Origin of the sequence: Hamadaea tsunoensis DSM 44101, assembly GCF_000428945.1 — a bacterium.
GTDB classification, from domain to species: domain Bacteria; phylum Actinomycetota; class Actinomycetes; order Mycobacteriales; family Micromonosporaceae; genus Hamadaea; species Hamadaea tsunoensis.
The window spans coordinates 36,642-49,022 of record NZ_KE386822.1 but is presented as its reverse complement, the minus strand read 5'-3'; the positions used below and the strand labels follow the sequence as shown (position 1 = coordinate 49,022).

Below are 12,381 nucleotides of genomic sequence, written 5' to 3'. Positions count from 1 at the left end.
ATGCCCCGATCCCGTAAGACCGTCGAGGGACCGCGCAACCCCCTACGCGATCCTCAGGACCGCCGCCTGCCCCGCATCCCGGAGCCGTGCGCGCTGGTCATCTTCGGCGTGACCGGCGACCTGGCCCGCAAGAAGCTGATCCCCGCCATCTACGACCTCGCGAACCGGGGGCTGCTGCCGCCCGGTTTCGTCGTGCTCGGGTACGCGCGCCGCGACTGGGGTGACGGCGACTTCGAGGACTTCGCGAAGGAGCACGCCCAGGCGCACGCGCGTACGCCGTGGCGGGAAGAGGTCTGGCAGCGGCTGGTCGGCAACATCAAGTTCGTCGCGGGCGCGTTCGACGACGACGCCGGGTTCGACTCGCTGGCGCAGACCCTGGACCAGCTCCGCGAGACGCACGGGATCAAGGGCAACGCCGCGTTCTACTTCTCGATCCCGCCGGCCGCCTTCCCGACCGTGCTCAAGCAGCTCGACCGGACCGGGATGGCCAGCAACGAGAAGTCGGGCGGCTGGCGGCGGGTCGTGGTGGAGAAGCCGTTCGGCCACGACCTGGCCTCGGCGAAGCAGCTCAACGACCTCGTCGACGACGTGTTCACCGCTCCCGACGTGTTCCGCATCGACCACTACCTGGGCAAGGAGACGGTCCAGAACATCCTGGCCCTGCGCTTCGCGAACGCCCTGTTCGAGCCGGTGTGGAACACGAAGTACGTCGACTCGGTCCAGATCACCATGGCCGAGGACGTCGGCATCGGTACGCGTGCCGGCTTCTACGACTCCGTCGGCACCGCGCGGGACGTGCTCCAGAACCACCTGCTCCAGTTGCTGGCGCTGGTGGCGATGGAGGAGCCGACGTCGTTCGACGCCACCGAGATCCGCGCGGAGAAGCTGAAGGTGCTGCGCGCGATCACGCTGCCGGACGACATCGCGGCCGGCACCGTACGCGGCCAGTACACCGCGGGCTGGGTGGCCGGCGAGCCGGCGGCGGGCTACCTGGAGGAGACCGACGTCCCGCCCACCTCGACGACCGAGACGTACGTCGCCGTCGAGCTGGGCATCCAGAACCGGCGCTGGGCCGGCGTGCCGTTCTACATCCGCTGCGGCAAGCGCATGCCGCGCCGGGTCACCGAGGTGGCCGTCCTGTTCAAGAAGGCGCCGCACCTGCCGTTCAACCCCGACGACGTGGAACTGCTCGGCAACAACCAGCTGGTCATCCGGGTCCAGCCGGACGAGGGCGTCGTGCTCAAGTTCGGCTCGAAGGTCCCGGGCACCGCCATGGAGCTGCGCGACATCGCCATGGACTTCTCCTACGGCGAGGCGTTCACCGAGGCGAGTCCGGAGGCGTACGAGCGGCTGGTGCTCGACGTGCTCATCGGCGACCGGACGCTCTTCCCCCAGGCCGAAGAGGTCGAGGAGAGCTGGCGCGTCATCGACCCGCTCGAGGAGGCGTGGGTCGGCACCAAGCCCGCCCCCTACCGGGCGGGCGAGTGGGGACCGATCGAGGCGGACGAGATGCTGGCGCGCGAGGGCCGCGCCTGGCGCCGGGCTTAGGAGGCAGGCACATGTTGGCTCTGTGGGACACCACCGGCGCCGAGGTGGTGCGCAAGCTCGCCGCCGAGCGGCACTCCGCCGGCGGCGTGGCGAGCGGACTCGCGCTCACGCTGGTCGTCGTCGTGGAAGAAGCCCGGGTACGCGCGGTCGAGGACGCAGCGACCATCGCCGCGGCCTCGCATCCGTGCCGGTTGATCGTGGTCAGCCGGATCGGTGAGAACAACACCGATCCGGCGAAGGACCGGCTCGACGCCGAGATCATCGTCGGCGGGCGGCTCGGGCCGGCGGAGGCGGTCGTGCTGCGCATGCACGGCGGCGTCGCCCGGCACGCCGAGTCCGTCGTCATGCCGCTGCTCGCGCCGGACGTGCCGGTCGTCACCTGGTGGCACGGCGTACCGCCGGACCGCATCGGCGAGGACCCGCTGGGCGTCGTCGCCGAGCGGCGCATCACCGACGTGGCCCAGTCGGCCGACCCGCTGAAGGCCCTGCGCCAGCGGGCCGCCGACTACGCGCCCGGCGACACCGACCTGGCGTGGACGCGGACGACCCCGTGGCGCACGCTCATCGCGGGCGCGTTCGACACCCTCACCGAGCAGCGGGCGACCGGCGTCACGGTCACCGCCGCCGAGAACGACCCCACCGCCGCGCTGCTGGCCGGCTGGCTCGGTGTCCGGCTCGGCGTGGTCCCGACGATCTCCCCCGCGGCCTCCGGCCGGCTGGAGGAGGTCTCGCTCACCCTCACCGGCTCCGACGGCGACGGGCACATGACGCTCACCCGGCGGGAAGGGACGGCCGTCCTGTCGCGTACCGGCGTGGACGACCGGATCCTGCCGCTGGTCACCCGCCGCCTGGGCGAAGAGCTGGCGGAGGAGTTGCGCCGGCTCGACGCGGATCAGCCGTACGCGACGGCGCTGGCGGCCGCCACCGGCACCCACGATCTCGACAAGCGCCCGGCGAAGCGGACCGCCAAGATCCTGGTGAACTCGTGAGCACGGAGCACTCCGTCATCGTCCACGGCGACAAGGAACTGCTCGCCGAGGCCGTGGCGGCCCGTCTCCTGGTACGCCTCATCGACGCGCAGTCCGCCCGGGGGGACGTCGCCGTCGTCCTCACGGGCGGCCGGGTCGCCGCCGCCGTCTACCAGGCGGTGGCGGCCAGCCCGGCGCTGTCGGCGATCGACTGGAACCGGGTCGACATCTGGTGGGGCGACGAGCGGTTCCTGCCGGCGGGCCACCCCGACCGCAACGAGACCCAGGCGCGGACGGCCCTGCTGGACGCGCTCAAGCTCGATCCGGCGCGGGTGCACCCGATGCCGCCCTCGGACGGGCCGGCCGGTGACGACCCGGAGGCGGCCGCGGCCGCGTACGCCGCCGAACTGGCCGCCGCGGCGGCACCCGGCAGCGCCCGGCTCCCCCACTTCGACCTGCTGCTGCTCGGGGTGGGTGAGGACGGGCACGTCGCCTCGGTCTTCCCGGAGCAGCCGGCCGCGTACGACACGCGGGCCGTGGCCGCCGTCCGGGGCGCGCCCAAGCCCCCGCCGGTACGCATCACGCTCACCCTGCCGACGATCAACACCGCCGAGGAGGTGTGGCTGATCGCGACGGGACCCGACAAGGCGGCCCCGATCGGGATGGCGATCTCCGGCGCGGGACGCGTACAGCTGCCCGCCGGCGGCGTGGAAGGCACGGAACGGACGCTCTGGCTGCTCGACCGGGCCGCCGCGGCCGACCTGCCGCCGAAGACGGTCTCCCTGCGGTCCTAGCAGGGTCCGGCGGAAGCCGGCAGACACGAAAAAGCCCCCGGACATCGTCCGGGGGCTTTCATTGTGTTTCTCGCAGCTCTGAAGATCAGAGCGGGCGGACCTGCTCGGCCTGCGGACCCTTGGCCCCCTGAGCGATCTCGAACTCGACCCGCTGGTTCTCCTCGAGGCTACGGTAGCCGCTGGACTGGATGGCAGAGAAGTGGACGAACACATCCGGGCCGCCATTGTCGACCGAGATGAAGCCGAAGCCCTTGTCCGCGTTGAACCACTTCACGGTTCCCTGTGCCATGTGTGCCTTACTCCCTTGAGTGGGTTACTTCCACGTGCTTACTGCAACGTGACCTTCAAGCAGTGGAGCACGCGAAACCTTGGAAGCAAGGCGGCGCGAGTGAACCACAACGCAAAAAGATTATCTGAGTCTACCGCATCGGCAAGGCCGGGCGACAGAGCGTACCCCCGACACGCCGGGCGGTATCCGTCACTTCACCGCGAGCTTGAGCCAGAGGCCGAGGCCGACGATGCACGCGAACCAGATGATGCCCACGAGCACGGTGTAGCGGTCGAGGTTCTTCTCCGCGACCGAGGACCCGGCCAGGTTGGAGGAGACGCCGCCGCCGAACATGCTGGAAAGGCCGCCGCCCTTGCCACGGTGCAGCAGGATCAGCAGGGTCAGCAGGCCGCTCGTGATGAGCAGGATCACGATCAGCGTGTACGCGAACGCAATGGGCACGGGTCGTCCTCTCCAGGGGCGCCGCGGCGGCCGAGGGCGCCGGGCGAACAACGTGAACCAGGATAGCGGGGCGCGCCGCGAAGGGCACGCCCCGGTCCCGGAGAAATCAGCTCCGCCGTCCGGACTAGGACGCGTTCGACGCGGACGGGTCCTTCAGACCGATCGCCGACAGATCCGGCTGCGCGTACATCGGGGTCAGGAAGACGCCGGTGACGTTCGAGCCGTAGATCCGCTGCGCGTCGTTGAAGATCACCGGAATGGCCGCGGCCTGCTCCATGATCTTTTCGTCGAGCTCGCCCCACAGCTTGTACTGGCGCTCGAGGTCCGGCTCGGAGACGGCCTCGTCGATCTGGCGCTCGATGTCCTCGTTGTGGAAGAACGAGTAGTTGTTGGTACCGGTGTCCCCCGGCTCCGGCAGGTCCCGGCCGTCGAAGAGGGCGGGGATCACGGCCGAGCCGTTCGGGTAGTCGGGCACCCAGCCGGCGTAGATCAGGTCGAAGTTCAGCGCCGAGTCGGAGATGTCGTGGTAATAGGTGGCCACGGGCATCGGCACGGGCGTGATCTTGATACCGACCTTGAGGTACATCTCCGTCAGCGGCTTCATCAGGCGCTTGATGGCGGCGGTGTCCCGGTACGCGACCCGCAGCTCCTTCGGGCACGCCGCGCCGGCCGCCTTGAACAGCTCGGCCGCCTTCTCGACGTCGCCGTCGGGGTGGCTGTTGTTGCCGTAGACGTCGAAGTCCTTGTGCGAGCTGAGCGACGGCGGGATCATCGCGGTCGCCAGGTCGCCCATGATCGAGCCGCCCAGCGCGGTACGGAACTTGCGCTTGTCGAACGCGTACTCGATGGCCTGGCGGCACTTGAGGTTGGTGAGCTTGCGCGTGTTGATGGCGAAGTAGCGCACCGCGCCCGTGGAACCGCCCGCCGTACGCGCCGACAGCTCGGGGTCGTTGACGACCTGCTGGAGGAAGTTCGGGGCGACGTCCTGGTCGAGCATGATGCCCGAGTGGGCCTCGCCCTGGTCGTCGATGAACATGTTGGTCTGCTCGGCCGCGCTGGGGCCGGCCACGACCAGGATCTGGTCCGGGAACGCCTTGCGCACCGCGTCGGTGCTGCGGTCCCAGTTGTCGTTGCGGACGAGCGTGATCCGGTCGTCGGTCCGCGAGCCGATCTTGTAGGGGCCGGTCGCGAAGGGCTCCTCGTCGTACTTCTTCTTGTCCTGGCCGTCCTGCTCCGGGCGGACCGGGGCGAGCTGGGTCAGGGCGGCCACGTAGCCGAAGTCACCGACGGGCTGCTTGAGGTGGTAGCGGATGGTCCGCGCGTCCGGGCACTCCACGGAGGTCAGACCGTTGCCGTTGTTGTTGTTGCCGAGGAACGGGCCCTTGTAGCCGGCCGGCTGCTTGTCCAGGTAGAGCCGGACGTAGGGCAGGCCGTCGCTCATCAGGTCGGAGAAGTTGCGCTCCGCGCCGTACTTCAGCTGGGCGCAGTTGATGGCCGCGCCGTCCTGCCACTTCACCCCGTCCTTGAGCTTGAACTCCCAGGTCTTGTTGCCGTCACTGGGCCGCCCGGTGTCCGTGGCGAGGTCCGGGACCAGCTCGCTGCTGGCCGCGCCGGGCTCCGCCTTCGTCATGGTGAGCGTACGCGTGATCAGCCGCGACACGTTGGCGTCGGTGGCCGCGTTGATCTGCTGCGGGTCCAGGTGGTCCGGCAGGGCCGCGACGTAGACGTAGAGGTTCCCGCCCTTGGTCGGTGCGTCGGACGAGCTCGATGCGGCCGAGTCGCAGGCCGCGTTCGAGCCGAGCGCGATCAGTGCCACCGCCGAAGCGGCCAGGCCGCGACGCAGCGAGGCCCGGCGGAGGAGGTGCTGGGCGGAGAAGGAACTCATCGTGTCCTCGCGAGGGGTGGAGGTCGGGACTCCGACACTCTAGGCGCGCCCCCCGGTGCCGCAGAAGGCGCCCCGGTGGAATCGCAACCATCTTCTGACCTTGGGACACGCACCGTCATGCCGCAGTCACCCGGGCATCTTCCGGGGACGCGAAAGGCCGGTCCAGCGGACCGGCCTTTCGGGCGAACAGGACTGTTCGTGACTACTGTTCAGGACTGCTTCGAGAACCGCGCGATACCGACGAACTCGTCCAGGATCAGGCTCGCCCCGCCGATGAGCGCGCCGTCGACGTCGGGCTGGGCCATGATGCCGGCCGCGTTGTTCGCCTTCACCGAGCCGCCGTAGAGGACGCGTACCTTCTGGGCGGTCTCGTAGCCGAACACGCCGGCCACGTGCGACCGGATGGCCGCCACGACCTCCTGGGCGTCCTCGGCCGCGCAGGTCTTGCCGGTGCCGATCGCCCACACCGGCTCGTACGCGATGACGACCTTCTCGACCTGCTCGGACTTGAGCCCGTCGAGGCCGCCCGCGACCTGGGCCAGGGTGTGCTCGACGTGCTCGCCGGCCTCCCGGATCTCCAGACCCTCGCCGACGCACAGGATCGGCGCGATCTCGTTGGCCAGCGCCGCCTTGACCTTGGCGTTGACCAGCGCGTCGTCCTCGCCGTGGTACTCCCGGCGCTCGGAGTGCCCGACGACGACGTACTGGCAGCCGAGCTTGGCCAGCATCGCGCCCGAGATCTCACCCGTGTACGCGCCCGCCGCGTGCTGCGACAGGTCCTGCGCGCCGAAGCCGATCTGCCACTTGTCGCCGTCGATCGCGGTCTGCACGCTGCGGATGTCCGTGAACGGCGGCAGCACGACGACCTCGACGTCGGTCAGCTCCTTCTCGGTGAGCGTGTGCGCGAGCTTCTGCACCAGCGCGATGGCCTCGAGGTGGTTGAGGTTCATCTTCCAGTTGCCGGCCATCAGCGGACGGCGCTTGACCTCGGCCATGTTCACTTCTCCAACGCGGTGATGCCGGGCAGGGCCTTGCCCTCCAGGTACTCCAGCGACGCGCCGCCGCCGGTCGAGATGTGCCCGAAGCCGGACTCGTCGATGCCGAGCGCGCGTACGGCCGCGGCCGAGTCACCGCCGCCGACGACGGTCAGGCCGTCGACCTTGGTGATCGCCTCGGCGACGCCACGCGTACCGGCGGCGAAGGGAGCCAGCTCGAACACGCCCATCGGGCCGTTCCAGAAGACCGTCTTCGCGTCGGCGAGGGCGCCGGCGAACAGCTGCACCGACTCCGGACCGATGTCCAGGCCCAGCCAGCCGTCCGGGATCTCCGTCGCGGGGACCGTCTGGACCGCGGCGTCGGCCGCGAACTTGTCGGCGGCCACGACGTCCACCGGCAGCACGATCTTGTCGCCGCCCCGGGCGAGCAGGTCGGCACAGGTGCCCACCATCTCCTCCTGGAGCAGCGAGCCGCCGACCCCGTGGCCCTGGGCCTTGAGGAAGGTGAAGCACATGCCGCCGCCGATGAGCAGCTTGTCCACCTTCGGCAGCAGGGCCTCGATGACGGCCAGCTTGTCGGAGACCTTCGAGCCGCCGAGCACCACGACGTAGGGCCGCTGCGAGTCGCCGGTCAGCTCCCGGAGGACCTCGACCTCCCGCAGCACCAGGCCGCCCGCGTAGTGCGGGAGCCGGGCCGGCACGTCGTAGACGCTGGCGTGCTTGCGGTGCACCGCGCCGAACGCGTCGTCCACATAGACGTCGGCGTACGCGGCGAGCTGGTCGGCGAACGCGCCCCGCTCGGCCTCGTCCTTGCTGGTCTCGCCCGCGTTGAAGCGCAGGTTCTCCAGCAGGGCCACCTGGCCGGACTGCAACCCGGCCACCACGCCCTGAGCGGACTCGCCCACGGTGTCGGTCGCGAACGCGACGGGCTCGCCCAGCAGCTCGCCGAACCGCTCGGCCACCGGCGCCAGCGTGTACGCGGGGTCCGGTGCGCCCTTCGGCCGGCCGAGGTGCGACACCACGATGACCGCCGCACCCGCGTCACGCAGAGCGACGACGGTCGGCAGGACCGCCCGGATACGGCCGTCGTCGGCGATCTCGGCCGGCGACGACCCCTTGACGAAGGGGACGTTCAGGTCGGCGCGTACGAGGACGCGCCGACCCGAGACTCCCTCGTCCAGCAGAGTGTCGAGGGATTTGATCGTCACAGCGAGGCGCCCACGAACTTCACGAGGTCGACCAGGCGGTTCGAGTAGCCCCACTCGTTGTCGTACCAGCCGACGACCTTGACCTGGTTGCCGATGACCTTGGTGAGGCCCGCGTCGAAGATGCACGAGGCCGGGTCGGTGACGATGTCGCTGGAGACGATCTCGTCCTCGGTGTAGGTCAGGTAGCCCTTGAGCGCGCCCTCGGCGGCGGCCTTGACCGCCGCGTTGACCTCGTCCACCGTGGTCTCACGGGCCGCGGTGAAGGTGAGGTCGGTGGCCGAGCCGGTCGGGATCGGCACGCGCATCGCGAAGCCGTCCAGCTTGCCCTTCAGCTCCGGCAGCACCAGGCCGATCGCCTTCGCGGCGCCGGTCGACGTGGGAACCACGTTGATCGCGGCGGCGCGGGCGCGGCGCAGGTCCTTGTGCGGGCCGTCCTGCAGGTTCTGGTCCTGCGTGTACGCGTGGATCGTGGTCATCAGACCCTTCTCGATCCCGATCGCGTCGTTGAGCGCCTTGGCCATGGGGGCCAGGCAGTTCGTCGTGCACGAGGCGTTCGAGATGATCGTGTGCGCCGCCGCGTCGTACTTGTCGTGGTTCACGCCCATGACGATCGTGATGTCCTCACCCTTGGCCGGAGCCGAGATGATGACCTTCTTCGCGCCGTTGTCGGCGTGCACCTTGGCCTTGGCGGCGTCGGTGAACAGACCGGTCGACTCGATGACGACGTCCACGCCCAGGTCGCCCCACGGCAGCTTGGCGGGGTCGCGCTCGGCGAAGACCTTGAAGGACTTGCCGTTGACCGTGATCTCGTCCTCGGTCGCCTTCACCTCGTACGGCAGGCGGCCCAGGATGCTGTCGTACTTGAGCAGCTGCGCCAGCGTGGCGTTGTCGGTCAGGTCGTTCGCGGCGACCAGCTCGATGTCCGCGCCCGACTGCAGCAGCGCCCGGTAGAAGTTGCGGCCGATACGGCCGAACCCGTTGATGCCAACCCGGATGGTCACAGGTCCCATCTCCTCGCTAGCGCCGGCGTCACGCCGGCGGCCGAATAAATCTGTCCGGCAGCGTCGCCTTCCTCAGCGACCCTATCCCAATCGTCACCGGGAGTAGTTCCCAGGTCCGAGGATCGGCGCCGGTCCCGGCCAGGACAAAGGCCGGGCGCCGCGGTACGACGCTGTCCGCGGCGTGTGATCGTGGTTACACGCTCGTCATGCGGGCGCCGCCCGCGGCGCCCCGGATCAGACGCTCAGCATCTCCGGGGTGACCGCCGCCTCCGTGTCGGGGATGCCCAGGTCGCGGGCTCGCTTGTCGGCCAGGGCCAGCAGCCGCCGGATCCGCCCGGCGATCGCGTCCTTGGTCAGCGGCGGGTCGGCCAGGGCGCCCAGCTCCTCCAGGGACGCCTGGCGGTGCTCCAGCCGCAGCCGGCCGGCACTGGTCAGGTGGCCGGGCGCGTCCTCGGCCAGGATCTCCAGCGCGCGGGTCACCCGGGCCGCGGCCGCCACCGCCGCGCGCGCCGAGCGCCGCAGGTTCGCGTCGTCGAAGTTCGCCAGCCGGTTCGCGGTGGCCCGCACCTCCCGGCGTACGCGGCGCTCCTCCCAGGCGAGGACGCTGGCGTGCGCGCCGACCCGGGCGAGCAGCGCGGCGATCGCGTCGCCGTCCTTGACCACGACCCGGTCGACGCCGCGGACCTCGCGGGCCTTCGCGGTCGTGATGCCGAGCCGGCGGGCCGAGCCCACCAGGGCGAGCGCGGACTCCGGGCCGGGGCAGGTGATCTCCAGCGCGCAGGAGCGGCCGGGCTCGGTGAGCGAGCCGTGCGCGAGGAACGCGCCCCGCCACGCCGCCACCTGGCAGCACATGTTGCCGCTGACCACGTGCGGCGGCAGGCCGCGCACGGGCCGGCCGCGCACGTCGAGCAGCCCGGTCTGGCGGGCCAGCGCCTCGCCGTCCTTCACCACCCGGACGATGTAGTGGCTGCCCTTGCGCAGGCCGCCGGAGGCCAGGATGTGGATCTCACTGGGGTAGCCGTACAGGTCGGCCACGGTCGTGCGCAGCCGCCGCGCCACCGCCCCGGTGTCCAGCTCCGCCTCGACGACGACCCGGCCCGACACGATGTGCAGGCCGCCCGCGAAGCGCAGCAGCGCCGCCATCTCCGCCCGCCGGCAGCAGGGCTTGGGAACGTCCACCCGGCTGAGCTCGTCCTTGACCGCCGCGGTCATCGCCATCGCGCCATCCCACCCTCTAGCCTGCTCCGCCTGCCGTCTGTTCTTAACGAGTAGCACGGCGGATGTGTACGCCGTTTCCGCCCGCGTTCATCGCGACCTGGCCCGCCTGGTCCTCAGCAGGGGCCCGAGCGCCGCCCCGAGCGCGACAGGATCATGGCTCGGTACGCCTCGCGCGACCGCCACGTCCGCGAGGACCAGCCGCGCACCCAGGCATTGTGCCGCAGATGCCACGGGTTCGGGGTCTTCGACGGCTTTGGCGTCGGCAAGAACAATATCGGCACGAAAATCACCCAGGTAACGGGTCAAGGCCCCGAGATGGTCGGCAAGCGACAAACCGCCCGTTTCGGTGTCGCTGGCCAGGTTCAGGGTGACGATCCGCCGCGCCGGGCTGTCCACGATCGCCTTGGCCAGTCCGGGTACCAGCAGATGCGGGATCACGCTCGTGTACCAGCTGCCGGGTCCGAAGATCAGCCAGTCCGCGGCGCCCACCGCCGCGACGACCTCCGGGCACGCCTCGGGGTCCGGCGGGACCAGGCGTACCTGGTCGATGATGCCGGGGGCGACCGCGACCTCGTGCTGGCCCCGGACGGTGACGAGGGCGTCGGGCCGGCCGGGGTCGCCGCCCCGCAGGTCGGCCTCGATCGTCACCGGCTGCCGGCACATCGGCAGGACGCGGCCCTCGGCCTTCAGCATCGCCGCGGCGTGGTCGAGCGCCTTCACCGGATCGGCCAGCTGTTCCAGCAGCCCGAGCAGGACGAGGTTGCCGACCGGGTGCCCGGCGAGGGAGTCGGAACCGGCGAACCGGTGCTGGAAGAGCTGTGCGCTGCGCGTACTCACGGGATCGGCGGCGGCCAGGGCGGCCAGCGCCTGCCGGAGATCGCCGACGGGCAGGGCCCCGCGCTCCATGCGCAGGCGCCCGCTGGAACCGCCGTTGTCACCGACCGTGACGACCGCGGTGATCTCCGGCTTGTTCCGGGCCGGCCGCCCCGAAGCGGTGTACGCGAGCGCGGAGCGCAGCGCCCGCAGCGACGCCGACAGGCCCGTGCCGCCCCCGAAGGCGACGATCCTCACTCGCGCCCCAGGTCGCGGTGCTGGGCGTGGGCCACAACCCGCAGCTCGCGCAGCCGGCGGGCGAGTTCCTCGGCGATGGCCACACTGCGGTGCTTGCCGCCGGTGCAGCCGACCGCGACGGTCAGGTACCGCTTGCCCTCGCGCTCGAAGCCCGGCGCGGTGGCGTTGATCAGACGGGCGTAGGTCTCCACGAAAGTATTAGCGCCGCGCTGGCCCAGAACGAAACGGCTTACGTCGGCGTCGCGCCCGGTGTGCTCGCGCAGCTCCGGCACCCAGAAGGGATTGGGCAGGAAGCGCGCGTCCAGCACGAAGTCGGCGTCGGGCGGCAGGCCGTACTTGAAACCGAAGGACAGCACGGTCACCCGCAGCTTCAGCGCGTCCTCGCCGGCGAACAGCTCCTCGACCCGCGCCCGCAGCTGGTTCACGTTGAGGTGACTGGTGTCGATGATCACGTCGGCCAGGTCCCGGGCGGCCGCCAGCAGGCCCCGCTCGGCCGCGATCCCGTCCGACAGCCGGCCGTTGCCCTGCAGCGGGTGGGAGCGGCGTACGTTCTCGAAGCGGCGGATCAGCACGTCGTCATCGGCGTCGACGAAGACCACCCGCGGCGCGAACCCCCGGTCCTTGAGCGAGGTGATCGCCCCGGCCAGGTCCGTCGAGAAGGCCCGCGAGCGCACGTCGAGGACCATGGCCGTCTGCCGGGCCGCCCCGCCCGCCTGGTGGGCCAGCTCCGCCATCGGCAGCATGAGCGTCTGCGGCAGGTTGTCGACGACGTAGAAGCCGACGTTCTCCAGCGCCCGCGCGACCGTCGAGCGGCCGCCACCGGACACACCGGTGACGATCACCAGATCGGTCTGCGCCCGCTCCGCCGCGTCCACGGTCGAGGCCTCGGCTCGGTCCACGATTCATCCCCCTGCTGCGACCCGCCGCACCCCTGTCGGCCGCCGCGCCGCCGCAGAGTCTACC

At 70.8% G+C, this 12,381-nt stretch carries 12 protein-coding genes; 3 read left to right on the top strand and 9 right to left on the bottom strand.

Features of this window, described 5'->3' with window-relative positions; genetic code table 11:
• From zwf to pgl, 3 genes are read left to right on the top strand one after another with little or no spacing between them, the layout of a single operon-like run.
• On the top strand, nucleotides 1–1,548 hold the full coding sequence (gene zwf / locus G401_RS0140705; RefSeq protein ID WP_027347014.1) for a glucose-6-phosphate dehydrogenase: 1,548 nt from the start codon (nucleotides 1–3) through the stop codon (nucleotides 1,546–1,548).
• Nucleotides 1,549–1,559: 11 nt separating this feature from the next.
• Nucleotides 1,560–2,537 (top strand): glucose-6-phosphate dehydrogenase assembly protein OpcA, encoded by a 978-nt coding sequence (locus G401_RS0140700; RefSeq protein ID WP_027347013.1) that lies wholly within the window; start codon nucleotides 1,560–1,562, stop codon nucleotides 2,535–2,537.
• Entirely contained in the window at nucleotides 2,534–3,310 is a 777-nt protein-coding gene (gene pgl / locus G401_RS0140695; RefSeq protein WP_027347012.1) for a 6-phosphogluconolactonase, read from the top strand. Before G401_RS0140700 ends, pgl begins: the two co-directional genes overlap by 4 nt.
• Nucleotides 3,311–3,395: 85 nt before the next feature.
• Here the strand turns inward: pgl and G401_RS0140690 are convergent, their stop codons facing one another.
• From G401_RS0140690 to rapZ, 9 genes are all read right to left on the bottom strand, one after another.
• Nucleotides 3,396–3,599 carry a cold-shock protein gene (locus G401_RS0140690; RefSeq protein ID WP_027347011.1) on the bottom strand — a complete coding sequence of 68 codons (204 nt, stop codon included), beginning with the start codon at nucleotides 3,597–3,599 and terminating at the stop codon, nucleotides 3,396–3,398.
• A 189-nt stretch (nucleotides 3,600–3,788) separates the two neighbouring features.
• Nucleotides 3,789–4,040: a preprotein translocase subunit SecG gene (gene secG, locus G401_RS0140685; RefSeq protein WP_027347010.1), complete on the bottom strand. Its 252-nt coding sequence runs from the start codon at nucleotides 4,038–4,040 to the stop codon at nucleotides 3,789–3,791.
• A gap of 124 nt (nucleotides 4,041–4,164) precedes the next feature.
• The gene (locus G401_RS0140680; RefSeq protein WP_027347009.1) at nucleotides 4,165–5,925 is read right to left on the bottom strand and encodes an ABC transporter substrate-binding protein; all 1,761 of its coding nucleotides are present in this window, start codon (nucleotides 5,923–5,925) and stop codon (nucleotides 4,165–4,167) included.
• 209 nt (nucleotides 5,926–6,134) lie between these two features.
• Complete coding sequence (gene tpiA, locus G401_RS0140675) at nucleotides 6,135–6,920, bottom strand: triose-phosphate isomerase (RefSeq protein WP_027347008.1); 786 nt, start codon at nucleotides 6,918–6,920, stop codon at nucleotides 6,135–6,137.
• Between the two features lie 2 nt (nucleotides 6,921–6,922).
• A complete protein-coding gene (locus G401_RS0140670; RefSeq protein WP_027347007.1) occupies nucleotides 6,923–8,128 on the bottom strand; it encodes a phosphoglycerate kinase in 1,206 nt (401 codons plus the stop codon).
• On the bottom strand, nucleotides 8,125–9,129 hold the full coding sequence (gene gap / locus G401_RS0140665) for a type I glyceraldehyde-3-phosphate dehydrogenase (RefSeq protein WP_027347006.1): 1,005 nt from the start codon (nucleotides 9,127–9,129) through the stop codon (nucleotides 8,125–8,127). Before gap ends, G401_RS0140670 begins: the two co-directional genes overlap by 4 nt.
• A 234-nt stretch (nucleotides 9,130–9,363) precedes the next feature.
• Complete coding sequence (gene whiA / locus G401_RS0140660; RefSeq protein ID WP_027347005.1) at nucleotides 9,364–10,347, bottom strand: DNA-binding protein WhiA; 984 nt, start codon at nucleotides 10,345–10,347, stop codon at nucleotides 9,364–9,366.
• 87 nt (nucleotides 10,348–10,434) lie between these two features.
• Nucleotides 10,435–11,418 (bottom strand): gluconeogenesis factor YvcK family protein, encoded by a 984-nt coding sequence (locus tag G401_RS0140655; protein WP_027347004.1) that lies wholly within the window; start codon nucleotides 11,416–11,418, stop codon nucleotides 10,435–10,437.
• On the bottom strand, nucleotides 11,415–12,317 hold the full coding sequence (gene rapZ, locus G401_RS0140650) for an RNase adapter RapZ (protein WP_245602086.1): 903 nt from the start codon (nucleotides 12,315–12,317) through the stop codon (nucleotides 11,415–11,417). Before rapZ ends, G401_RS0140655 begins: the two co-directional genes overlap by 4 nt.
• Between the last annotated feature and the right edge of the window lie 64 nt (nucleotides 12,318–12,381).